At 60.6% G+C, this 23,982-nt stretch carries 20 protein-coding genes and 1 pseudogene; 12 read left to right on the top strand and 9 right to left on the bottom strand.

Annotated features, from left to right (window positions below):
* Nucleotides 1-575 precede the first annotated feature (575 nt).
* From VLA07_RS05400 to hmpA, 3 genes are all read right to left on the bottom strand, one after another.
* Nucleotides 576-1,085, bottom strand: coding sequence for a disulfide bond formation protein B (locus VLA07_RS05400; protein ID WP_025109264.1), 510 nt, complete (start codon nucleotides 1,083-1,085; stop codon nucleotides 576-578).
* Nucleotides 1,086-1,110: 25 nt separating this feature from the next.
* Complete coding sequence (locus tag VLA07_RS05395) at nucleotides 1,111-1,671, bottom strand: ester cyclase (protein ID WP_247268076.1); 561 nt, start codon at nucleotides 1,669-1,671, stop codon at nucleotides 1,111-1,113.
* 237 nt (nucleotides 1,672-1,908) lie between these two features.
* Complete coding sequence (gene hmpA, locus VLA07_RS05390; RefSeq protein WP_108183734.1) at nucleotides 1,909-3,090, bottom strand: NO-inducible flavohemoprotein; 1,182 nt, start codon at nucleotides 3,088-3,090, stop codon at nucleotides 1,909-1,911.
* A 162-nt stretch (nucleotides 3,091-3,252) separates the two neighbouring features.
* On the opposite strand from hmpA, the gene norR reads away from it, so the two are divergent.
* The 5 genes from norR (at nucleotide 3,253) to VLA07_RS05365 (ending at nucleotide 7,762) form a co-directional block, all read left to right on the top strand.
* Nucleotides 3,253-4,806, top strand: a complete 1,554-nt coding sequence (norR, locus tag VLA07_RS05385) for a nitric oxide reductase transcriptional regulator NorR (protein WP_333988557.1) — start codon at nucleotides 3,253-3,255, stop codon at nucleotides 4,804-4,806.
* Between the two features lie 262 nt (nucleotides 4,807-5,068).
* Complete coding sequence (locus VLA07_RS05380; protein WP_027612166.1) at nucleotides 5,069-5,971, top strand: chemotaxis protein CheV; 903 nt, start codon at nucleotides 5,069-5,071, stop codon at nucleotides 5,969-5,971.
* 27 nt (nucleotides 5,972-5,998) lie between these two features.
* On the top strand, nucleotides 5,999-6,457 hold the full coding sequence (locus tag VLA07_RS05375) for a GNAT family N-acetyltransferase (RefSeq protein ID WP_135296522.1): 459 nt from the start codon (nucleotides 5,999-6,001) through the stop codon (nucleotides 6,455-6,457).
* A gap of 145 nt (nucleotides 6,458-6,602) precedes the next feature.
* The gene (locus tag VLA07_RS05370) at nucleotides 6,603-6,926 is read left to right on the top strand and encodes a hypothetical protein (RefSeq protein ID WP_007968394.1); all 324 of its coding nucleotides are present in this window, start codon (nucleotides 6,603-6,605) and stop codon (nucleotides 6,924-6,926) included.
* Nucleotides 6,927-7,012: 86 nt separating this feature from the next.
* Nucleotides 7,013-7,762 (top strand): YkgJ family cysteine cluster protein, encoded by a 750-nt coding sequence (locus tag VLA07_RS05365; RefSeq protein WP_333988556.1) that lies wholly within the window; start codon nucleotides 7,013-7,015, stop codon nucleotides 7,760-7,762.
* A 139-nt stretch (nucleotides 7,763-7,901) separates the two neighbouring features.
* Here VLA07_RS05365 and VLA07_RS05360 read toward each other — a convergent pair whose 3' ends face one another.
* The 4 genes and pseudogenes from VLA07_RS05360 to VLA07_RS05350 all read right to left on the bottom strand — a co-directional run bounded on the left by VLA07_RS05360 (nucleotide 7,902) and on the right by VLA07_RS05350 (nucleotide 10,556).
* The gene (locus VLA07_RS05360; protein WP_442969538.1) at nucleotides 7,902-9,008 is read right to left on the bottom strand and encodes a methyl-accepting chemotaxis protein; all 1,107 of its coding nucleotides are present in this window, start codon (nucleotides 9,006-9,008) and stop codon (nucleotides 7,902-7,904) included.
* Between the two features lie 201 nt (nucleotides 9,009-9,209).
* A pseudogene (locus VLA07_RS27140) lies at nucleotides 9,210-9,491 on the bottom strand (PAS domain-containing protein); the annotation flags it as partial.
* 149 nt (nucleotides 9,492-9,640) lie between these two features.
* Nucleotides 9,641-9,880 (bottom strand): hypothetical protein, encoded by a 240-nt coding sequence (locus VLA07_RS05355; protein WP_041071739.1) that lies wholly within the window; start codon nucleotides 9,878-9,880, stop codon nucleotides 9,641-9,643.
* A gap of 313 nt (nucleotides 9,881-10,193) precedes the next feature.
* The gene (locus tag VLA07_RS05350; RefSeq protein WP_103369286.1) at nucleotides 10,194-10,556 is read right to left on the bottom strand and encodes a DUF6124 family protein; all 363 of its coding nucleotides are present in this window, start codon (nucleotides 10,554-10,556) and stop codon (nucleotides 10,194-10,196) included.
* 962 nt (nucleotides 10,557-11,518) lie between these two features.
* On the opposite strand from VLA07_RS05350, the gene VLA07_RS05345 reads away from it, so the two are divergent.
* The 7 genes from VLA07_RS05345 (at nucleotide 11,519) to VLA07_RS05315 (ending at nucleotide 21,544) form a co-directional block, all read left to right on the top strand.
* Nucleotides 11,519-12,676 carry an efflux RND transporter periplasmic adaptor subunit gene (locus VLA07_RS05345; RefSeq protein ID WP_333988554.1) on the top strand — a complete coding sequence of 386 codons (1,158 nt, stop codon included), beginning with the start codon at nucleotides 11,519-11,521 and terminating at the stop codon, nucleotides 12,674-12,676.
* On the top strand, nucleotides 12,673-15,774 hold the full coding sequence (locus tag VLA07_RS05340) for a multidrug efflux RND transporter permease subunit (protein WP_247268082.1): 3,102 nt from the start codon (nucleotides 12,673-12,675) through the stop codon (nucleotides 15,772-15,774). Before VLA07_RS05345 ends, VLA07_RS05340 begins: the two co-directional genes overlap by 4 nt.
* Nucleotides 15,775-15,783: 9 nt before the next feature.
* Entirely contained in the window at nucleotides 15,784-16,461 is a 678-nt protein-coding gene (locus VLA07_RS05335) for a heavy metal response regulator transcription factor (RefSeq protein WP_007916978.1), read from the top strand.
* On the top strand, nucleotides 16,451-17,815 hold the full coding sequence (locus tag VLA07_RS05330; RefSeq protein ID WP_333988553.1) for a heavy metal sensor histidine kinase: 1,365 nt from the start codon (nucleotides 16,451-16,453) through the stop codon (nucleotides 17,813-17,815). Before VLA07_RS05335 ends, VLA07_RS05330 begins: the two co-directional genes overlap by 11 nt.
* Nucleotides 17,816-18,102: 287 nt before the next feature.
* Nucleotides 18,103-18,324, top strand: a complete 222-nt coding sequence (locus VLA07_RS05325) for a hypothetical protein (RefSeq protein WP_027612176.1) — start codon at nucleotides 18,103-18,105, stop codon at nucleotides 18,322-18,324.
* A 197-nt stretch (nucleotides 18,325-18,521) separates the two neighbouring features.
* Nucleotides 18,522-19,838 carry an OprD family porin gene (locus VLA07_RS05320; protein ID WP_150368491.1) on the top strand — a complete coding sequence of 439 codons (1,317 nt, stop codon included), beginning with the start codon at nucleotides 18,522-18,524 and terminating at the stop codon, nucleotides 19,836-19,838.
* A 197-nt stretch (nucleotides 19,839-20,035) separates the two neighbouring features.
* Nucleotides 20,036-21,544, top strand: a complete 1,509-nt coding sequence (locus VLA07_RS05315; protein ID WP_333988552.1) for a sensor domain-containing diguanylate cyclase — start codon at nucleotides 20,036-20,038, stop codon at nucleotides 21,542-21,544.
* A 176-nt stretch (nucleotides 21,545-21,720) separates the two neighbouring features.
* Here the strand turns inward: VLA07_RS05315 and lpxC are convergent, their stop codons facing one another.
* Both lpxC and ftsZ read right to left on the bottom strand, forming a co-directional pair.
* On the bottom strand, nucleotides 21,721-22,632 hold the full coding sequence (gene lpxC, locus VLA07_RS05310; RefSeq protein ID WP_007961638.1) for a UDP-3-O-acyl-N-acetylglucosamine deacetylase: 912 nt from the start codon (nucleotides 22,630-22,632) through the stop codon (nucleotides 21,721-21,723).
* Between the two features lie 112 nt (nucleotides 22,633-22,744).
* Nucleotides 22,745-23,941: a cell division protein FtsZ gene (gene ftsZ / locus VLA07_RS05305; RefSeq protein WP_007961637.1), complete on the bottom strand. Its 1,197-nt coding sequence runs from the start codon at nucleotides 23,939-23,941 to the stop codon at nucleotides 22,745-22,747.
* Nucleotides 23,942-23,982 lie beyond the last annotated feature (41 nt).

Raw genomic sequence — 23,982 nt, 5'->3', positions numbered from 1 at the left:
CGCTCGACACCCGACTTCCTGTCCAGTTCCTTAATAAAGGCTGAACAGTGCCGGGAATTCAGTGCGGGCGATTGTAGATAGGTAGCGCCCTATACACCATGTCTTATCCCGAAATAATTTTTATCGCTCAGAGCAACAATCCATCACCGTTTTTGCAAAAGTTCCGCATGTTATCGAAATCGATTCTCAACAAAAACACCAAAAAATGTAGGCCTATACACCTCAGTTCAGACAGCTCCGAAGGGATTTTCCCGGCAGCGAATCGGCGCAAAGCCCGATATTCAAAGGCCTCTGGCCATCTGCCAGAGCCTGTTAAAACTGCCTGATCTGGCACCTGCGTGCAAAACCAGAAAAATGCCGAAACAGACCAATCCTTTTTTGTAACATTACGCCAATCCGGGTCGCCGAAAGGCCCTGCGACAGGGCGCGTGTGACAACATGTCGCACACCTGCCGCACTCTCCATTGCCGTTCGTCACGGTGATTTCACAAACACTCTGAAATGCAAAACGCCCCGAGCGGCTGATCCGCTAATCGGGGCGTTTTCTGTATCGGCCAATCTGCCGAAGAGTTGATTCAGCGCAGTGCTTTTCGGTTACGCGAGGTCAGCAGCGGCACCAGAATCACCACCAGCACGAACGCCACCAGCGCCCATTGCGCCAGCGACAGACCGAGGATCGGCGGGTACGGCGTCGAGCAAAAACCATCGACCTGGAAGCCCAGCGGGAAGATCTTCGCCAGCGGCAGGTCGTCGACAATCGGCTGCAACACATCGATGCCGCAGCTCACCGCCGGATAGAACTGGGTGTACACGTGATGCCCGGCAACACCGGCGCCGGCGATCGCGCAGATCACCACCAGCACTTCGAACACCGTGATGCTGCGGCGGGTGCGCATGGCCGCGCCGATAAAGGCGAACAACGCAATCAGCAGCAATGCATAACGCTGCAGGATGCACAGCGGGCATGGTGCCTCGCCCAGCACGATCTGCATGTACAGCGCGCCACCAATCAACGCCAGGCAGATGATGCCCAGCAGCACCAGAAAGCGCCGCTCACGTCCCAGTCGAATCGTTTCCTCGCTCATCGCGTTTCCCTTGTATGTCCATGGTTCAGCTGGCTGGCGGCTGCGCTTGCAGTTGCGCCAGCAGGCTGATGTTGTCTTCGATATGCCAATTGGCCGCGATGCGACCGTTGTCGATCTGATAGATATCGGTTGCCCGGAAGTCTACACGCTGGCCCTGTCCTTTGAGAGTCTTGAACGTCCCGCTGAAGTGCCCGCGAAAGTGCAGATGCACCACCACGCGGTCACCGGCAATGATCATTTGCTCGATCTCGCAGCTCAGGTCCGGCACCGCCGTGCGAAAGAACTTCGATGCCAGCAACGGCCCGGTCGGCCCCTGCACCCGACCTTCAGGCGGGGTCTTGTCGACAAACTGCGGCGACAAGGCGGCCGTGGCCAGGGCCTCTTCCCCACTGTTCCAGAAACTGCCGTAACGCCGCGCCGCCAACTCCATTGCATCGCGCTGAGCCTTTGGCAGGCTCTGATCGACGATCAGGGTCTGTGGCGTGATCAATGCCGATTCGGCCGCAGCAAACGGACTGGCCAGCAAAGCAGCCGACAGGCCAAGCATTGCCAGGTTCAGACGAGAGGAGAAGATGATGTGCGACATGGGGGCGATCCTGATCAGTTAAACGAACGAGCGCCTATCATCAGCATCGGGGAATAAACGATAAACCGGTTAAGAAACGATTAACCTTTAAACAGAATTTAAGAATCGAGACCGCGTAACGGCCTTCGCGAGCAGGCTCACTCCTACAAGAGATCTGCTTCGTACACCATTTTCATGTACGCCACCGCCCCTGTAGGAGTGAGCCTGCTCGCGATAAAGGCGACTCAGTCCTAAGGATTATTCCAAAGCCGCCGCCGGCCCGAAGAACTCATACCGGCTCTGCTGCTCCGGCACACCCAGCGCCTTCAAATGCCGCTTGATCGCTCCCATGAAGCCCTTCGGCCCGAGGAAGTAAGCGTCGACGTCACGTTGCGCCGGCAGCCATTCACCCAATTGCTCTTGGCTGAGGATCCCGACCTTGTCCGCCGCCGGACTCACGCCGTCGTCTTCGGCGTAGCAATAGAAGCGCTTGAGCTGCGGATGACGCGCCGCCAGCCCATCGATCCAGTCGCGGAACGCATGCACGCTGCCGTTGCGCGCGCAGTGGATAAAGTGCACCGGGCGCTCGGTTTGCAGCGCTGCTTCAAGCATCGCTAGAGTCGGAGTGATGCCGACCCCGCCACTGATCAGCACCAACGGTTTGTCGCTGGCAGTCAGGGTGAACTCGCCCGATGGCGGGAACAGCTGGATGCTCGCGCCGACGTGCAATTGATCATGCAAGTGGTTGGACGCACGACCACCCGGTTCGCGTTTGACGCTGATGCGGTACTGACCTTTATTGGCCAGTGCCGACAGTGAGTAATTACGGCGGATTTCTTCGCCATCAAGGATCAGCTTCATGCCAATGTACTGACCCGGTTCTGCGGCAAGGATCGGGCCTTTGTCCGCCGGCTCGAAGTAGAACGAAATGATTTCCGCGCTCTCCTCGACCTTGTCCACCACGATGAACTCCCGCGCGCCACGCCAGCCGCCGACTGCCTGTTCTTTCTGGTCGTAGATCGCGGCTTCAGCGCCAATCAGAATCTCGGCCAGTTGCCCGTACGCCGCGCCCCACGCGCTCATGACTTCAGGCGTAGCGATCTCGTCGCCGAGCACTTCGGAAATGGCGCGCAGCAGGCAGGTGCCAACAATCGGGTAGTGCTCCGGGAGGATTTGCAGGGCGACGTGCTTGTTGATGATCTTCGCCACCAAATCGCCCAACTGGTCGAGCTGATCGATGTGCCGGGCGTACATCAACACGCCATTGGCCAGCGCACGGGGCTGGTCGCCACTGGCCTGATGCGCCTGGTTGAACAGTGGGCGCACCTCAGGGTATTCGGAGAGCATCATGCGGTAGAAGTGGGTGATCAGCGCTTCTCCGCCGCTTTCCAACAGAGGCACAGTGGATTTGACGATGGCACGATCCTGGACGCTAAGCATAAGAATGACTCCTGAGCTTTTTGAGAATTACCTTAGGCTTATCAGTTTTCGTGCCAGATCATTTATCGTTATGAATCAATGACTTATTTTTTACGTAGTCATTTAGACTCAAAGCGCTTTATAGTCATCACGACTACATCGAGTCTCTTTGACTACAAGACCATGACCGCCAAATCCCTGCTCACCGCTCTACTGCCACTGGTCTCCGACCTGTCCCGCGAACTGCCCGAGGGCGAGCGCTATCGGCGCCTGCTTGAAGCCATGCGCGCCCTGCTGCCGTGCGATGCCGCCGCTTTGCTGCGCCTGGACGGCGAATGGCTGGTGCCGCTGGCGGTGGATGGTTTGAGTACCGACACTCTCGGCCGGCGCTTCAAGGTCAGTGAACATCCTCGTTTCGAGATCCTGCTGGACGGCGCCGGGCCAACGCGGTTCGCCGCCGACAGCGACTTGCCCGATCCTTACGACGGTCTGGTCGATGGTCTGGGCGATCACCTCGAGGTACATGACTGTCTCGGCTGTCCGCTGTTCGTCGATGAAAAACTCTGGGGCCTGATCACCCTCGACGCGCTCGATCCGGAGCGTTTCGAGCCGATCGAACTCGACGCCTTGCAAGCCTTCGCCAGCCTCGCCTCGGCCACGGTCAACGCCGCCGAACGCATCGAACGCCTGGCGCTGCGTGCCGAAGACGAGCACCAGCGGGCCGAGGTCTACCGCCAAGCCAGCGGTCAGCAGCAGCGTGAAATGATCGGCCAGAGCAAGGCGCACAAACGGCTGGTGGAGGAAATCAATCTGGTCGGCGGCAGCGACCTGACCGTGCTGATCACCGGCGAAACCGGTGTCGGCAAGGAGCTGGTGGCGCAAGCGATTCACGCCGCCTCGCCGCGCGCCGACAAACCGATCATCAGCCTCAACTGCGCCGCTCTGCCCGATACGCTGGTCGAAAGCGAACTGTTCGGCCACGTGCGCGGCGCCTTTACCGGCGCCACCAGCGACCGCCGCGGCAAGTTCGAACTGGCCAATGGCGGCACGCTGTTTCTCGATGAAGTCGGCGAACTGTCGCTGACCGTACAGGCCAAGTTGCTGCGCGTGCTGCAAAGCGGCCAGTTGCAGCGGCTCGGCTCGGACAAGGAACATCAGGTCGATGTGCGCCTGATCGCCGCGACCAACCGCGATCTGGCCGAAGAAGTGCGCAGTGGCCGCTACCGCGCCGACTTCTATCACCGCCTGAGCGTGTACCCGCTGCGAGTGCCGGCGCTGCGCGATCGCGGCCGCGATGTGTTGCTGCTCAGCGGCTTCTTTCTGGAACAGAACCGCTCGCGCATGGGCCTCAACAGCCTGCGCCTGAGCAGCGACGCCCAGGACGCGTTGCTCGCCTACACTTGGCCGGGAAACGTGCGCGAGCTGGAACACTTGATCGGCCGCAGCGCACTGAAGGCGCTGGGCAATTGCAAGGTAAGGCCGAAGATCCTCAGTTTGAGCGCGGCGGATCTGGATTTGCCGCGGGAGGTTGTGGATAACTCGGTTGAGCCGGTTGCCGAGGTGCCCGCGATGCCGCTGATCAGCGGCGATTTGCGCAGTGCCACCGAGCAATATCAGCGGCAGTTGATCAGTGCTGCGCTTGAGCGTAACCAGGATAACTGGGCGAGTGCGGCGCGGGAGTTGGGGCTGGACCGGGCGAATCTAGGGCGGCTGGCTAAACGCCTTGGGATGAGATAGACCTCCATTGTGGCGAGGGAGCTTGCTCCCGCTCGGCTGCGCAGCAGTCGCAAAAGCAGCGGACATGACCCACCTGATACACCGCGATGGATGGTTATGGGAGCGCTTCGCACTCCAGCGGGAGCAAGCTCCCTCGCCACACCGTTTGACCCGGATTGAGGATTGAGCCTAAAGCCTGCCCCCGACAAGTCGATAACCCGGCATCAATAGTTTCTGGCGATTTGCACCCTCGCCCCATCACCTTTTTCCACAGAAGGTTTTTATGTCTTCCAACAAAGCCCGCGCAGATTCACTTTCGCTTCTGCTGTTTACCTTGCGCAGCGGCAAGCTGATGGCGATCAACCTGCTGAAAGTCAGTGAAATCATCCCCTGCCCGCCGCTGACCAAAATGCCCGAGTCGCATCCGCACATCAAAGGCATCGCCACCCTGCGCGGCGCGTCGCTGTCGGTGATCGACCTCAGCCGTGCCATCGGCGAGCGACCACTGGAAGACCCGAACGGCGGCTGCCTGATCGTCACCGACGTCAGCCGTTCCAAGCAGGGTCTGCATGTGCAGGCGGTGAGCAAAATCGTCCATTGCCTGACCACCGACATCAAGCCACCGCCGTTCGGCTCCGGCGGCTCGCGTGCCTACATCACCGGCGTGACCTCGGTGGACGGCACACTGGTACAAGTGCTCGACATCGAAAAAGTCATTCACAGCATCGCCCCGGCGCAGATCGAAATGGCCCCGACCGACCTGAGCATGGAGGACGCTGAAGTGCTGGGCAACGCACGGATTCTGGTGGTCGACGACAGCCAGGTGGCGTTGCAGCAATCGGTGCACACCCTGCGCAACCTAGGCCTGCAATGTCACACCGCGCGCAGTGCCAAGGAAGCCATCGACTGCCTGCTGGATCTGCAAGGCACCGCGCAGCAGATCAACCTGATCGTCTCCGACATCGAAATGTCCGAAATGGACGGCTATGCCTTCACCCGCACCCTGCGCGAGACGCCGGACTTCGCCCACCTCTACGTGCTGCTGCACACCTCGCTCGACAGCGCGATGAACAGCGAGAAAGCGCGTCTGGCCGGGGCCAACGCGGTGCTGACCAAGTTCTCCTCGCCGGAACTGACCCAGCGCCTGATCGAAGCGGCCAAACACGTCGCCGCCAACGGTCACTGAGTCTTGGGCCAGACATACTGCTTTCTGATGCGGCGCGACCTTCGCCAAGGCGTGCCGCCGATCCACTGGCCGGAAGGCATTGAGCTGAGCACCTATCGTCCGGAACTGGCGGCGGCGGTGCATCAGCTGATGCAACTCGGCTACCGCGAAGGCGGTGGTCGCGTGCCGGCACTGGAGGAGTGGCAGCAGCGGTTTGAAAGCGATGCCGAATACGATCCTGAATTGTGCTTCATCGCCCGCGATAACGAAGGCGTGATCGGCGTGGCGCAATGCTGGACCAGTTCGTACATCAAGAATCTGGTGGTGCATCCGCGCGCTCAGGGCCGAGGTTTGGGTCGGGCGTTGCTGTTGAATGCATTCAAGGTGTTTCAGCAAAGGCGCGAAGGATTTGTCGATCTGAAGGTGCTGGAAGACAATCTGCGGGCGCAGCGTTTGTATGAGAGTGCCGGGATGATTGTGGTTCGCCGGGAACTTGTGCCGGACTGATCGACCGTTTTCGCGAGCAAGCCCGCTCCCACAGGGGGAACGCATTCCTAATTGTGGGAGCGGGCTTGCTCGCGAAGAGGCCGGCCCAGGCAACTTCTCCCCCTCAGGCATACTCAAACCTTGGCCAAACCAAGGATGCCCAACCATGAAAACCCTCTCCCTGAGCCTGCTCTGCCTCACCGCCCTGGCCTCACAGGCCCACGCCTCCAGCCCCGACGCCTGGGCCGCTTACGATAAAACCGTGCTCGCCAGCTGCACCAAGGCCAGCGGCCTGAAAGACGCCAAACCCGTCGGCACACCCGCGCAATTCGATGACCGCGTCGGCTACACCGCCGTGCTGTTGCAAGGCCAATACCCGCAAAAACACATGAAAGGCCAGCAAGGCACTGAGCTGTGCCTGTACAGCAAAAAGTCGAAAACCGCGTTTGTCACCGAATGGGACTCGATCCGCCCGACCGCCAAGCCTTGAGGGCTGGCGCACAACTTGCTTCGATCAGCCTCAGCCTGGCGACTTTACGTCGCCGTTTCACACTCTGATTGAAGATTGATCGTGCAATGAATACGACCTTTTCCTGCGTCGGTTGCGGCAAATGCTGCACCGACCACCATGTGCCCCTGACCCTCGCCGAAGCCCGCATGTGGGCGGCGGATGGCGGTCAGGTGATCGTGCTGGTGGAGGCCTTTCTCGGCAACGGCCTGGGCCTGCCGGCGCAGCAGCGTGAACACGCCGAACGGCGTTCGCTGGTGGTACGCAGCGGCACGACCGAGGCCCACGTGGCAATCACCTTTGCCGCGTACAACGTCGGGCGCTGCCGGAATCTTGACGAAGAAAACCTGTGCCGCATTTACGAACGCCGACCGTTGGTGTGCAGGATTTATCCGGCAGAAATCAATCCGCACATCCCGCTCAACCCGGCGGCCAAGGATTGCCCGCCGGAGTCGTGGCAACAGGGGCCGCTGCTGATTGTCGGCGGGGAGCTGGTCGATCAGGAACTGGTGGCGTTGATCCAGCGTTCGCGTCAGGCCGATCGCGATGACATCCGGATCAAGGATGCAATCTGCGCGGCGCTGGGGATTCGCACCACGGCGCTCAAGGGCGATGGATTTACCGCGTATTTGCCGCAGATGGACGCCTTTGCGGCCGTGATCGATCAGGTGTCAGCACAGCCGCTGAGTGAAGCGTCCAGCGAATGGCTGTTTCATTTGTCCGGGGATGATGTGGCCGGGCAGTTGCTTGCCGCCGGGGCGCAGGTGGTGACTGAGCCGGCGCAGACGTATGCGTTTATTTCGCTGCGCGCGGCTTGATCCGGATTTTGTACTGCCTGCAATGGCCGCTTCGGGAGCAAGCCCCCTCCCACAGGGTTTTGAGTTGCACACAGAATAAATGATCAACTCACAAACCTGTGGGAGAGGGCTGCTCCCGAAGAGGCCGGCCCAGATAACCTCAATCCCGAACCTGTCGCCGTCCCCAGAACTCCCGCGCCAGCAACCGCAAATCCCCCGCCAGCCCCGCCACATCTTCAGAATTGCGCTGACTCTGCCGCCCCTCATCCACCGTCAATTCCGACGCCGTGCGAATGCTGACGATGTTGCGATTAATGTCCTCGCTCACCGCACTCTGCTGCTCCACCGCCGCGGCAATCTGCAGGCTCATCTCGGTGATCTGCTCGACCCGCTCGCTGATCCCGTCCAGCGCCCGCGCCGCGCGCTGAGCCTGTTCGACGCTGTTATCCACATGCTCGCTGCTCTGCTGCATCACCAGCACCGCATCGCGCGCACCGTTTTGCAGGGTGCTGATCATCCGCTGGATCTCGTTGGTCGACTGCTGCGTGCGTTGCGCCAACCCGCGCACCTCATCGGCCACCACTGCAAAACCGCGCCCGGCATCACCAGCGCGCGCCGCTTCGATCGCCGCGTTAAGCGCCAGCAGATTGGTCTGCTCGGCAATGCTGCGGATCACCTCCAGTACTCCGGAAATCTCGCTGCTGTGGCCTTCGAGCTGATGAATCACCTCGGTCGCCCGCCGCAACTCCTCGGCCAGACGCAACACCGCACTGCGACTCTCGCCGACCAGCCAATGCCCTTCGCGGGTTTCCGTGCCGGCCATGTCCGCCGCCACCGAGGCCTGCTGCGCATGGCTGGCAACTTGCGCGACGCTGGCGGCCATCTGATGAATCGCCGCCGCCACCTGATCGGTTTCCGCCTGTTGCGCCAGCGAACTGTTGTGACTGCTTTGCAGATGATCGACCAATTGCGCCGCATGCCCGGCCAACTGTTGCGACGCATCACCGATGCGCCCGACCACCGCGCCGACCTGGGCTTCGAGCATCTGCAGGGCGAATTCAATCTGGCCGATTTCATCGCGGCGCCCGGTGTAAATGCTCTGACTCAACGGATTGTCCGCGACCTGCCGCGCCCGTTCGCTCAGCCGCTCCAGCGGCCGCAAGATCCAGCGCACGCCGAACGTGCAGAGACTGCTGCCGACAACAAATGCCAGCCCATCGATCCATGCCGACTCCGGACGCAACCAGGCCTCGATCCCCAGCACCAGCCCCAGCAACGCACTGGCCAACACCGTGATCCTGCCGCGCAGACCTAAAGTGGGCAGCCGCCGCCGTCCCTTCAACTCTCCACGCAACTGCGCGTACACCCGCTCCGCCGCCGCCACCTGCCGTGCATCCGGCCGGGTGCGTACCGACTGATACTCCACCGCCACGCCGCTCTGCGTAACCGGCGTGACATACGCGCTGACCCAATAATGATCGCCATTCTTGCAACGATTCTTCACCAGCCCCATCCACGAGCGCCCGCCCTTCAGCGTCTGCCACATATGCGCAAACGCCAGCGCCGGCATGTCCGGATGGCGCAACAGGTTGTGTGGCTTGCCGAGCAATTCGTCGCGACTGTAGCCGCTGATCCTGATGAAATCGTCGTTGGCGTAAGTGATCGCGCTGGTCAGATCAGTGGTCGAAAGAATGTTCGCGTCCGGCGCCACATCGACGTTACGGCCGGTTACCGGGAGATTGATCTTCATGGAAAGCGCGCTCGTTTTATGGGAAGAGTCGGCAGGGCTGCTGACTCTAAGCGCACCAATTGGTCAAATATTGATCTGGCTCAGGATCTGAGCACTTAGCCATCACTGCGACCGAAAATCGCAGTCGATGGCTGAAGGCGGGATAAAACTCAGCGCTTGCCCATCGAGCGACGGGTGCCCGGCGGCGCCATGCCCGGGGTCTTGGTGTGGCCGTTCTTGGCGCCGTTCTTGTACCACGGCTGATTCGAACCCTTGGCCGCCGCCAGTTCACCCGGTTTGAACGGGAACTTGAAAGCCGGAATCTCGGGTTTGGTTTCGCTGGCGTCAGTCAGCTCGGCCGGGACATCGCTTACGGCGTCGTCAACCGGCGGTTGGGTCGGGGAAGTCATAAAAGCTCCGCAAAGCAAAAAAGTCGGGCCCGAACAGTGAGCCGCGAAGGCGCGCAGTATACCTGCGCGCCTTGCGACAGCACCTGAAGATTTGCAGCGCACGCCGAACGGTTTAGAGGTAGGTGATGGTGCAATGTTTCCTAAATTGGGAATGATCGGTCCCTTTTTGGGACCGGCTAACACCAATAGCCGGCAGAGATGCGTCGCCCGCACAGGCGTCTTCGCGAGCAGGCTCGCTCCCACAGGTGGACTGCGTTTCAACCTGTGGGAGCGAGCCTGCTCGCGATGAACGATGACGCGGTGCTCGGACGGATCAAGTGCGTGGATCAACCCGATCCAGCGCCCGGTTCACAGCCAGTTCGGCGAGCATGACGATCTGCTGGATCGCCAACGCCGTGCTGCGTTGCGGGCCGCCGAGTTCATTGGCGAAATTGCTGGCCATGGCACTGGCAGAGGCCAACGATTCGTAAGCGTGGGCGAGCAGGGTTTCGGTGTCGATGCCTGGGTTGACCAGAAACATGGTGCTTGGCTGTCGCGGCTGGACGGGTTGCGGACTGAGGTAAAAGTCGAGCGCGCGTTTGATGGCTTCGCGGTTTTGGGCGAGGTCTTCTGCGCGGATGGCTTCGGCGAGCGGGGTTGTGGTTTCGGGGGGAGGGTCTGGGATCAGTTTATCCATGGGTAGCTCCTACTTGTATTTGGGAGCCAGCCTTTGTCGTTTCCACACGACAAAAGGTGGCAACTGTGCGCGGGGTGGAAAACCGATAAGTAGGCAACCGGCCAGACCGAAGTCTGCCCACGCACAGCCGCCGCGACGCAGTTTGCAGACGAAAAAAGACGTCGGCAACGATTACGGTGCTGGTGCATTGTTTCTACTTGAATCGGGTTTCCACACCCGATCGCTGAATTTGCAGCGACAACCAAAGACTAGAGAGCGCTTCCGACGGACAACCTGAAAACCTTGTGGGAAGGTTCTGGTTGTTTGGCACAGAATTAAACAGTTCAACGTAATCGGCTGACTGGACAGACCTCTTCGCGAGCAAGCCCGCTCCCACCGTTGAACCGAGTACACCTGCCAGAGATTGGTCGGCTGTCAGGCCGCCATCGCTGGCAAGCCAGCTCCCACAAAAGAGCAAAAGCAAGATCAAAAGATCGCAGCCTGCGGCAGCTCCTACAGGGAAGATAAGTACAACCCGCACGCGGCGCATGCCGCCCCACTCCAGGATGAGCGCAAGCTCGGCTGTCGCTCTTGATCTTGATCCACGGGCGACGTCGGAAGGCTGAGTGGAGGGATTGATCCGGGGGTGGGAGCGCAGCGACCGTTTGGCGAAGCCAAACACAGCGAGAGGAGGTGCAGCGAAGCAAACCGTAGGCGCTGCCCCCGGATCAATCCCGCAGCGAAGGGACCCCGAGCCCCAGCGAGCGGGCCGAACGCAGGAGCAAGCCTTTTTGGTTACTTTTTCGGCGTCTGGAAAAAGTGACTCGCCGTAAGGGCGAAACCGTAATCAGCCACACCCGCAGAAACGGATATACACCCCGGCGAAACTGACAGCGCTGACAGCCAGCCGTCACCCTACTGACCTGCAGACAGGTTTATAAAGACAACAACCCTGCCCAAACTCCGTCCGGCGCCCACCCCGCATGCGAATCAAGAAAAACCAAGCCCTGCTAGCCCTAGTGATCGCCCTGGCCGCCGCAGGCGCATGGTGGGCAATGAAACCCGCCCCGACCAAACTGGCCACCCCAACCGCCATCCCGGTCCGCGTCGTCACCGTCAGCGAAAAAGACGTCCCCCGCTACACCAGCGGCATCGGCTCCGTACTCTCATTACACAGCGTCGTAGTACGCCCACAAATAGACGGCATCCTCACCAAAATCCTCGTCAAGGAAGGCCAACTGGTAAAGGCCGGCGACCTGCTCGCCACCATCGACGACCGCTCGATCCGCGCCAGCCTCGACCAGGCCCGCGCGCAACTGGGCGAAAGCCAGGCGCAACTGCAAGTCGCCCTGGTCAACCTCAAACGCTACAAACTGCTCAGCGTCGACGACGGCGTCTCCAAGCAGACCTACGACCAGCAACAAGCACTGGTCAACCAACTCAAAGCCACCGCCCAAGGCAACCAGGCCTCGATCGACGCGGCGCAGGTACAACTTTCTTACACGCAGATCCGATCCCCGGTCACCGGCCGCGTCGGTATTCGTACAGTCGATGAAGGCAACTTCCTGCGCATGACCGACACCGCCGGCCTGTTCACCGTGACCCAGATCGACCCGATCGCCGTGGAATTCTCGCTGCCACAGCAAATGCTGCCGACCCTGCAGGGCCTGATCAACGATCCGCAGCACGCACAGGTCAAGGCCTACATCGGCGCCGATACCGACGGTGAAACCGGCAACCTGCTCGGCGAAGGTCACCTGACCCTGATCGACAACCAGATCAACGCCAACACCGGCACCATCCGCGCCAAGGCCGAATTCGACAATGCCAGCCAAAAGCTCTGGCCGGGCCTGCTGGTGACGGTAAAAATTCAGACGGCACTGGATAAGAATGCGCTGGTGGTGCCGCCTACCGTCGTACAGCGCGGTCTCGACCAACACTTCGTTTACCGCGTGAATGGCGACAAAGTCGAAGCCGTACAAGTGCAGATGGTCTATCAGGGCAGCGGGCAGGACATCATCAAAGGCGTGAAAACCGGTGACGTGCTGGTGACCGACGGCCAGTCGCGGCTCAAACCCGGCTCGACCGTGCAGGTCATGAGTGAACCGCCACAGGTGGTGCAAGCGGAGCCGAAACCATGAAGGCGCACAAAGGCGTCTCCACCTGGTGCATCGATCACCCGGTCGCGACGATTCTGTTGACCATCGCTTTGGTGCTGGTCGGCGTAATTGCCTTCCCGCGCCTGCCGATTGCCCCACTGCCGGAAGCGGAATTTCCGACAATTCAGGTCTCGGCGCAGTTGCCCGGCGCCAGCCCCGACACCATGGCTTCGTCCGTGGCCACGCCGTTGGAGGTGCAATTCAGCGCCATCCCCGGCATGACCCAGATGACCTCCAGCAGCGCGCTCGGCTCCAGCCTGCTGACCCTGCAATTCACCCTCGACAAGAGCATCGATACCGCCGCTCAGGAAGTCCAGGCCGCGATCAATACCGCCGCCGGCAAGCTGCCCAAGGACATGCCGACCCTGCCGACCTGGAAGAAGGTCAACCCGGCCGACAGCCCGGTGCTGATCTTAAGCGTCAGCTCGACGCAAATGCCCGGCACCGAACTCAGCGACCTAGTGGAAACCCTGCTCTCGCGTCAGATCAGTCAGATCGACGGCGTAGGACAAATCAACATCACCGGTCAGCAACGTCCGGCGATCCGCGTGCAAGCCTCGGCCGACAAACTGGCGGCCATCGGCCTGACCCTGGCCGACATTCGTCTGGCGATCCAGCAGACCAGCCTCAACCTCGCCAAAGGTGCGTTGTACGGCGAATCGAGCATCTCGACACTGTCGACCAACGACCAGTTGTTCAAACCCGAGGACTACAGCCAACTCATCGTTTCCTACAAGGACGGCGCCCCGGTTCACCTGCGGGATGTCGCCAAAGTCGTCAACGGTTCGGAAGATGCCTACGTGCAAGCCTGGGCCGGTGATCAACCCGGGGTGAACCTGGTGATCTCGCGCCAGCCCGGCGCCAACATCGTCGAAACCGTCGACCGCATTCAAGCCGCCCTGCCCGGCCTCGAAGCCATGCTCCCGGCCTCGGTGCAGGTAAAAACCCTGATCGACCGCACCCAGACCATTCGCGCCTCGCTGCATGAAGTCGAGATCACCCTGTTGATCGCGATCCTGCTGGTGGTGGCGGTGATGGCGCTGTTCCTGCGGCAGTTGTCGGCGACCATGATCGTCTCGGCGGTACTCGGCGTGTCGCTGACTGCCAGTTTCGCCCTGATGTACCTGCTGGGATTCAGCCTGAACAACCTGACGCTGGTGGCGATCGTCGTCGCGGTCGGGTTTGTCGTGGACGATGCGATTGTGGTGGTGGAGAACATCCACCGGCATCTGGAGGCCGGCGACAGCATGCGCGAAGCGGCGGTCAAAGGTGCCGGCGAGATCGGCTTTACTGTGGTGTCGATCAGTTTCTCGCTGGTGGCAGCGTTTATTCCGCTGCTGTTCATGGGCGGTGTGGTCGGGCGGTTGTTCAAGGAATTCGCCCTGACCGCGACCTCGACCATTCTGATTTCGGTGGTGGTGTCGCTGACCCTCGCGCCGACGCTGGCAGCGCTGTTCATGCGCAAACCGGTGCACCACGCCCACGACAAACCGGGCTTCAGTGAACGCTTGCTCGGCTGGTACGAAAAAGGTCTGCGCCGCGCCCTCGCCCACCAGAAACTGATGATCGGCGTGTTCGGCCTGTCGCTGGCACTGGCGATTGCCGGTTACATCTTTATCCCCAAGGGTTTCTTCCCGGTGCAGGACACCGGGTTTGTCCTCGGCACCACCGAAGCCGCTGCGGATATTTCCTACGGCGACATGGTGAAAAAACACTTGGCCATGGCCGAAATCGTCGCCGCCGATCCGGCCGTTCAGGCGTTCTCGCACTCGGTCGGTGTGTCCGGCAGCAACCAGACCATCGCCAACGGCCGCTTCTGGATTGCCCTGAAAAAACGCGGCGACCGCGACGTCTCGGCCAGCCAGTTCATCGACCGGATTCGTCCGCAACTGATGAAAGTCCCGGGCATCGTCCTGTATCTGCGCGCCGGCCAGGACATCAACCTCAGCTCCGGCCCGAGCCGCGCGCAGTACCAATACGTGCTCAAGAGCAACGACGGCGCAACCCTCGCCACCTGGACCCAGCGCCTGACCGAAAAACTGCGTAGCAACCCGGCGTTCCGCGACATTTCCAACGACCTGCAACTGGGCGGCAGCATCACCCACATCAGCATCGACCGCAGTGCCGCCGCGCGTTTCGGCCTGACCGCCAGTGATGTCGACGAAGCGCTGTACGATGCGTTCGGTCAGCGCCAGATCAACGAGTTCCAGACCCAGGTCAATCAGTACAACGTGATTCTCGAGCTGGACACCAAGCAGCGCGGCAAGGCCGAAAGCCTCAACTATTTCTACCTGCGCTCGCCGCTGAGTGGCGAGATGGTGCCGCTGTCGGCGCTGGCCAAATTCGATGCGCCGACCATCGGCCCGCTGTCGATTGCCCATGACGGCATGTTCCCCGCCGCCAACCTGTCGTTCAACCTCGCGCCCGGCGTGGCGTTGGGCGACGCGGTGATCCTGCTCAATCAGGCCAAGGCCGAGATCGGCATGCCGACCGCGATCAGTGGCAACTTCCAGGGCGCGGCGCAGGCATTCCAGAGCTCGCTGGCCAGTCAGCCGTGGCTGATTCTCGCGGCGCTGGTGGCGGTGTACATCATTCTCGGCGTGCTCTATGAGAGCTTCGTGCATCCGCTGACGATCATTTCGACGCTGCCGGCGGCCGGTCTCGGCGCGGTGATCATGCTGTGGATCTGCGGTCAGGATTTTTCGATCATGGCGTTGATCGGACTGGTGCTGCTGATCGGTATCGTCAAAAAGAACGGCATTCTGATGATCGACTTCGCACTGGAAGCCCAGCGCAATCGCGGACTGGCGCCGCAGGATGCGATTTTCGAAGCGTGCCTGACGCGGTTCCGGCCGATCATCATGACCACCCTCGCCGCCCTGCTCGGCGCGTTGCCGCTGATGCTCGGTTACGGCACCGGCGCAGAACTGCGCCAACCGCTGGGAATCGCGGTGGTGGGCGGCTTGCTGGTCAGCCAGATGCTGACGCTGTTTACCACGCCGGTCATATACTTGTGGCTTGAGCGGCTTTTCCACAGGCCCAAACCAATGCCCGCGACGGCACTGGCGACCACAGACTGAGGCAGGGTCATGCGCGTTCTGATTATCGAAGACGAGGAAAAAACCGCGGACTATCTGCACCGCGGTCTGACGGAACAGGGTTACACCGTGGACCTGGCCCGCGACGGCGTCGAAGGCCTGCACCTGGCGCTGGAAAGCGACTACGCGGTGATCGTCCTCGACGTCATGTTGCCGGGCCTCGATGGTTTCGGCGTGTTGCGCGCATTGCGTGCACGCAAGCAGACCCCGGTGATCATGCTCACCGCCCGCGAGCGTGTCGAAGACCGGATCAAGGGCCTGCGTGACGGCGCCGACGATTACCTCGGCAAGCCGTTTTCCTTCCTTGAACTGGTAGCCCGCCTGCAAGCGCTGACCCGGCGCAGCGGCGGCCATGAACCGGTGCAAGTGAGCATCGCCGACCTGTGGATCGATCTGATCAGCCGCAAGGCTACCCGCGCCGGCACCCGCCTGGATCTGACGGCGAAAGAGTTCTCGCTGCTCAGTGTTCTGGCGCGCCGGCAAGGTGAAATCCTCTCGAAAACCGCGATTGCCGAGATGGTCTGGGACATCAATTTCGACAGCGACGCGAACGTCGTCGAAGTCGCGATCAAGCGTCTGCGCGCCAAGCTCGACGGGCCGTTCGACGAGAAACTGCTGCACACGATTCGTGGCATGGGTTATGTGCTGGAGAGCCGTGGTGTCCAGTAATTCGATTGCCCTGCGTTTGAGCGGGATGTTTACGCTGGTGGCGCTGCTGGTGTTTCTGTTGATTGGCGGCGCGCTGTATCAGCAGGTCGACAAAGGCCTGGGTCTGCTGCCGGAAGCCGAGCTGGATGCGCGTTACAGCGTACTGGAGTCGGCGCTCAATCGTTATGGCACGCCTGAGCATTGGGTGAAGATCAACGCCAAGCTCAAGCTGCTCGGCGAGGAAGACAAGCGCATTCGTTTCTGGGTGGTCAGCGGTGATCCCGGTTACGAGTACGGCGAGCCGGACGCGCGGATCCGCGCCTTCGCCAAAGGCCCAACCGGCATGCATGACCTGCAGTTGCCCGAGCATCCTTATCCGCTGAAAGTGCTGCTGACCGAGTTACCCGCCAAGGACCAACGCCCGCCGCTGCGCTTCATGATCGGCATCGATACCGAGACTTTCCACGAGACTCAGCACAGCCTGCTGATCGCCTTGGTCAGCCTGGCCATTGTCGGCGTGCTGCTGGCCTCGGCGCTGGGTTACTGGGTGGCGCGGATCGGTCTCAAGCCGCTGATCAAACTGTCTCACGAAGCCCAGCGCCTGGCACCGCCACTACGGGCCGGACGCCTGCGCATGTCACCGTTGCCACCGGAGCTGGAGCAGTTTGTCGACTCGTTCAACTCAACCCTGGAGCGGGTCGAACAGGCCTATTCGCGCCTGGAATCGTTCAACGCCGACGTCGCCCACGAACTGCGCTCGCCACTGACCAACCTGATCGGCCAGACCCAGGTTGCACTGACCCGCGGGCGCTCCGCCGAGCATTACTTCGAAGTGCTGCAATCGAACCTCGAAGAGCTGGAACGCCTGCGTTCGATCATCAACGACATGCTGTTTCTGGCCAGCGCCGACCAGGGCAGCAAGGCCACCAAACTGACCGAGACTTCTTTGGCCGATGAAGTCGCGACCACGCTGGAGTACCTGGATTTCATCCTCGAAGATGCGCAAGTGCAGGTGCACGTCAGTGGCGATGCGCAGGTGCGGATCGAGATCGCGCATCTGCGTCGGGCATTGATCAATCTGCTGAGCAACGCCGTGCAGCACACCGAGCCGGGCCAGGTGATCGAGGTGTGCATCGAAGTTGAAGAGCATCAGGTCAGCATCGGCGTGGCCAATCCGGGCTCGCCGATTGCCAGCGAGCACTTGCCGCGTCTGTTCGAACGCTTCTACCGGGTCGATGCCTCGCGCAGCAACAGCGGCAACAACCATGGGCTGGGGCTGGCGATCGTCAAGGCGATTGCGTTGATGCATGGTGGGGATGTGTTTGTGCGCAGTGATCGGGGGATGAATACCTTCGGCATCCACCTCCCGGTCTAACTGAAAAGCAAAATCCCTGTGGCGAGGGAGCTTGCTCCCGCTCGGCTGCGCAGCAGTCGTAAATCCTGCACACGCAGTTTGTCTGAATGAACGTGATTACCGGGTTTAGGGCCGCTTCGCAGCCCAGCGGGAGCAAGCTCCCTCGCCACAAGGAATGGCGTTCACCCGAGGTTGATCTTTGCTTTTGCTGTAACAGTCATTTATGAAAATCACGCTGTTTCCCAACGCCCGGCGACCTTATCTTTGCCCGCACCAAACAGCACTTGCCAAGCAAGAAGGTTTTCAAGATGTCCAACAGTATGGGTATTGCCAGCGCTTTCGTTTTGTCCTCATTGATCCTGTCGCCGATGGCGATGGCTGAAGAATCGCAAGCGTTTGTAGCGCAGAATGCCGCTCGCGCTCACGCCTTCGAACAATCTCAGGCAGAAGTGATGGCCAAGTCGCAGGACGCCTCGCAAGCCCCTCAAGCCGCCACTTCCCAGGCTCAAGCGGCCGAGAAAGACAGCTGAGTCGCGCACCGCGAAACATTTCCCTCGACGCGGTTGTTTGGCTCTTCCCGTTCAACCGTCGTCCTTCCAGGCCGCTGCCTTTCAGCGGCCTTTTTTCGTTGTGGTCTGAAAGCCGTTTGGTTCGTCTGTAAAAAACAAGAAACATCCCGCACCTCAAGATATTGAAGTGTCAGTTGACCCAAGGAGCTCCGTCGCAAGTGCGTTACCCAGTCCGTTTCACCCCGCTGTTCATTGCAATTGCCGCAACGATTGCCCCCGCCGCTCACGCCGACGAAGCCGCCAAACAAGGCTTCATCGAAGGCTCGAGCCTCAACCTCAACGCCCGCAACTACTACATGAATCGCAACCGTCTGCAGCAGACGGACGACAACATCGAGTGGGGCCAGGGTTTTCTCGGGATCTTCCAGTCGGGTTACACCGAAGGCACGGTCGGCTTCGGCATCGACGCCCACGCCATGCTCGGGCTGAAGCTCGACGGCGGTGGCGGTACCGATGGTTCGAGCATCCTGCCGATCAGCGATGGCAACGGCAAAGCGCCGGGCTCGTTCTCGACTGCGGGCGGCACGTTGAAGATGCGCGCGTTCGATACCGAGCTGAAGGCCGGTGACCTGTTCCTCACCAACCCGGTGATTGCCGGCGGTGATTCGCGCATGCTGCCGCAGACCTTTCGTGGCGTGAGCCTGACCAACCACAGCTTCGACGGCTGGATGTTCGAAGGTGGCCAGGCCAGTTTTACCAAGCCGTACAATCAGAGCGGTCGCCAGCGCATCGGCACGTCCTACGGCAAACTCGCCGAGGGCGACGAAAGCCGTCACCTGAACTGGGCCGGCGTGTCCTGGAGCGGCGTCGAAGGCCTGACCAGCAACCTGTACGCCGCCGAGCTGAAGGACATCTGGAACCAGTACTACTACGACCTGGATTACACCTGGCAGTTGAACGATCTGGTCAGCCTCAACCCGGGCCTGCACTTCTATCACACGCAGGACACCGGCGACGCGCTGCTGGGTAACATCGACAACAACACTTACAGCCTGCATTTCACCGTCGGCATCGGCAACCACAGCGTCACCGCTGCGTACCAGCGCGTGAACGGCAACACGCCGTTCGACTACATCAGCCAGGGCGACAGCGTTTACCTCGACAACTCGCAACAGTATTCGGACTTCAACGGCCCGAACGAGCGCTCGTGGAAGCTCAAGTACGCCTATGACTTCGCCGGTCTCGGTGTGCCGGGCCTGACTTCGGCGGTTTCCTATTCGCGCGGCACCGTGGACCTGACCAAGGTCGATCCGGGCAGCAAAGGCTATGCCTCGTGGTACAGCGCTGACGGTCGCAACGCCAAGCACTGGGAACGCGACCTCGATCTGAAATACGTGGTGCAGAGCGGTCAGGCAAAAGACCTCGCGGTACGCCTGCAATGGGCGACCAACCGGGGTGGCAACGGTTACGGCGCGATTGATACCGATACCGATGAATACCGGGTGATTGTCGACTACCCGATCAACGTCTTCTAAGATCCCCCCTGCACCACGGTCTTGAATTTAGAGATGTACCCTGTGGGAGCGGGCTTGCTCGCGAATGCGCGGCATCAGTCGACATCAATGTTGAATGACACGGCGTATTCGCGAGCAAGCCCGCTCCCACAATGGAATACCGTCACTGACTTGATGCAACTACGCTAATAAGATCCTCCCAACCGACAGCCCCCATCATGATCGCGAGCCGTACCCCACCTCTGGCGGGCAAGACCGGACGCCCCGAATTGCTGCTGATCTGCGGCAGTTCGCTGACCGTGATCGCGATTCTGTGCATCGTCACTTTTCTGCTAATTCGTGAGCACGCCAACGCTCAGGAATCGGCCACCCGCAGCGCCACCACCATCGCCCAGTTGATCGACGCCGACGTCCTGCGCACGGTCGAGCTGTACGACCTGACCTTGCAAGGCCTGATCGCCGCCGCCCAGCGCGACGACTTGCACGATGTCACCCCGCAGATCCGCCATCTGGCACTGTTCGACCGCTCGACCACCGCACGCTTCAAGGGCGACATCCTGCTGCTCGACAAGCACGGCGATGTGGTCGCCGACTCATCACGCATCGAACCCAAACCGGGCAACTTCGCCGACCGCGATTATTTCCTCGCCCATGCCTTCAACCGTGACACTGGCATGTTCATCAGCCGCCCGTTCAAGACCCGCTGCGATTGCGACGAAGCCAATCAGTGGCGCATCAGCTTCAGTCGGCGGATTTCCTCGGACACCGGTGAGTTCGCCGGCGTGGCGGTGGCGTCGATGAAGCTCGACTACTTCGATCAACTGTTCAACAGCCTCGATATCGGTAAAGACAGCACGCTGAACATCATCAACAGCGACGGCGTGCTGCTGGCGCAGAAGCCTTATCTGCAAAGCGACTCCATCGGCAAGAGTTTCGGCAACCGGCCCAACGTGGTGCGGATTCTAGGCGACAAGGACGGCAGTGGCAGTTTCACCAGCACTTCGAGCATGGATCATCAGCAACGGCTCTACACCTACTCGCGGGTCGGCAATCTGCCGTTGACCGTTATGGTCGCGCTGTCCAGTGATGAGGTGTTCGGCACTTGGCGCCGCACCGCGCTGTTGATCAGCGGCGCCACCGGCGTGCTGTGTGCCGGGCTGCTGTGGCTGACCTGGCTACTTGCCCGCGAACTGCGTTTGCGCCAGCGCGCCGAACGTGAACTGGCGCAACTGGCCGCCACCGATGCGCTGACCGGCGTGGCCAACCGGCGGATGCTCGATCAGGCGCTGCGCCACGAATGGTTCCGCGCCCAGCGTTCGGGCAAGCCGCTGTCGGTGATGATGATCGACGCCGATCACTTCAAGGCGTTCAACGACCGGCATGGGCATCAGGCGGGTGATCAGGCGCTGCGTGAATTGGCCAAGGTGATCACGGCGAACGTACGACGACCAGGGGATCTGGTCGCCCGTTACGGCGGCGAAGAGTTCTCGGTGATCCTCGCTGAAACCGACAGCAGCGGCGCACGGCAGATTGCCGAGCATATCCGCCAGGCGGTCGAGCAGATGCCGTTGGTCGACGGGGCCGAACGGCCGATGACGGTGAGTATTGGCATCGCGACGTGGACGGCGGCGAGCGAGATGACGCTGGAGCAGTTGTTGTTTGCAGCGGACAAGGCGCTGTATCAGGCCAAGGAAGGTGGGCGTAACCGGATAGTAGTGGCTGGCTGATTTTTGCGGCGATTGAACTGGCCTCTTCGCGAGCAAGCCCGCTCCCACAGGGGAATGCATTCCAAAATGTGGGAGCGGGCTTGCTCGCGAAGAGGCCTGTACAGGCAACATCAAATTCAAGGCATAAAAAAAGGCCATCCGAGGATGGCCTTCAAAAAACTAGAGAGGTTTTTTACTTACACTGCCGCAACCGGGCGCATGTAAGAGATCGGTGCAGTGCTGGCGTCTTCGAACGTCACGACTTCCCACGCATCTGTCTGCTCAATCAACTTGCGCAGCAGCTGGTTGTTCAGTGCATGACCGGACTTGAAGCCTTTGAACTCACCAATCAGGCTGTTACCCAGCAGGTACAGGTCGCCAATCGCATCGAGGATCTTGTGCTTCACGAATTCGTCTTCGTAGCGAAGGCCGTCTTCGTTCAGTACACCATCGGAATCAACCACGATCGCGTTTTCAACGCTGCCGCCGAGTGCGAGGTTGTGCTTGCGCAGGTACTCGATATCACTCATGAAACCGAAAGTACGGGCGCGGCTGACTTCTTTTACGAACGAAGTGCTGGAAAAATCCACGCTTGCACTTTGGGTGCGGTCCCGGAAAACCGGGTGATCGAAATCGATCTCGAAGCTCACCTTGAACCCTTCGAAAGGGACGAAAGTGGCGCGCTTGTCGCCGTCTTCCACTGTCACTTCACGCAGGATGCGGATGAATTTCTTGGCGGCGTCCTGCTCTTCCAGGCCAGCCGATTGAATCAGGAATACGAACGGTCCAGCGCTGCCATCCATGATCGGGACTTCGGACGCGGAGAGCTCGACGTAGGCGTTATCGATGCCCAGGCCAGCCATGGCCGAGAGCAAGTGCTCTACCGTGTCCACTTTGACGTCGCCGTTGATCAGCGTCGTCGACATAGTGGTTTCACCGACGTTTTCCGCGCGGGCAGGAATCTGCACCACAGGGTCGAGGTCAGCGCGACAAAACACAATGCCAGTGTCGACAGGCGCAGGCTTGAGGGTCAGGTAGACCTTCTCCCCGGAATGCAGGCCTACACCTGTGGCACGGATAATATTTTTCAGTGTGCGTTGTTTAATCATGGCTTGGGCCGCTTCAGCGCAAATTGCGAACTGGTATCAACAAAGGCTGGCGATAATAGCAGACCGAGCCTTTGCTGAACACCAATCACCGTCATAGCCCTGATACATTCCATCAATCGGCCTGACGACGCAGGAATGCCGGGATGTCCAGGTAATCCAGATCGTCCTGCGGGTTCATCTTCGCGGCAGTCGCAGCACCGGCCTGAGCCTGGTTGCGCATGACGGTCGGACGGTCCAGGTCACGGTAGTTCACCGCCGGAGCTTCCTGACGCGCAGGAGCCGGTTGTTGAACCTGAGCGGCAGCCATGGAGGTGTGAACGGTGTTGTCGATGACCTTCACAGGCTTCTCGATTTTCGCGCCCAGACCGGTGGCAACCACGGTGACGTGCAGTTCGTCGCGCATGTCCGGATCGATAACGGTACCGACCTTGACCATTGCGTGCTCGGAAGCGAAGGCTTCGATGATGCTACCCACGTCGGAGTACTCACCCAGGGACAGGTCAGGACCGGCGGTGATGTTCACCAGGATGCCGCGTGCACCTTGCAGGTTCACGTCTTCCAGCAGCGGGTTGCGGATGGCCGCTTCGGTCGCTTCACGTGCACGGTTCGGACCGCTGGCGCAGCCAGTGCCCATCATCGCCATGCCCATTTCGCTCATCACGGTACGCACGTCAGCGAAGTCGACGTTGATCATGCCCGGACGCTTGATGATGTCGGAGATACCGCGGACGGCACCGGCCAGTACGTCGTCAGCCTTGGCGAAAGCCGACAAGAGGCTTGCGTCTTTACCGAGGATGGTCAGCAGCTTCTCGTTAGGGATAGTGATCAACGAGTCGACGCTTTCGGAAAGCATGCGGATGCCTTCGTCGGCGATCTGCATACGCTTGCGGCCTTCGAACGGGAACGGACGAGTCACGACCGCAACGGTCAGGATGCCCATTTCCTTGGCCACTTCGGCGATGATCGGCGCAGCACCGGTACCGGTACCGCCGCCCATGCCAGTGGTGATGAACACCATGTTGGTGCCCTGCAGGACTTCGGCAATGCGCTCACGGTCTTCGAGAGCGGCCTGACGACCTACTTCAGGGTTGGCGCCGGCGCCCAGACCTTTGGTCACGCCGGTGCCCAGTTGCAGGATGGTACGCGCGCCGATGTTTTTCAGCGCTTGAGCATCAGTGTTGGCGCAGATGAATTCGACGCCTTCGATGTTGCTCTTGACCATGTGGTTGACAGCGTTGCCGCCGCCACCGCCAACACCGATAACTTTGATTACCGGGCTTGCGGGGATGTTGTCTACGAGTTCGAACATTTTCCCTCTCCTTACATTCTCTAGTTTTTTCGCCTACTGCA

Origin of the sequence: Pseudomonas sp. S3(2024), assembly GCF_036861315.1 — a bacterium.
In the GTDB taxonomy this organism is placed as follows: Bacteria; Pseudomonadota; Gammaproteobacteria; order Pseudomonadales; family Pseudomonadaceae; genus Aquipseudomonas; species Aquipseudomonas putida_A.
The sequence above is the reverse complement of the archived record's forward strand: the minus strand, read 5'-3'. Positions and strand labels throughout refer to the sequence as shown.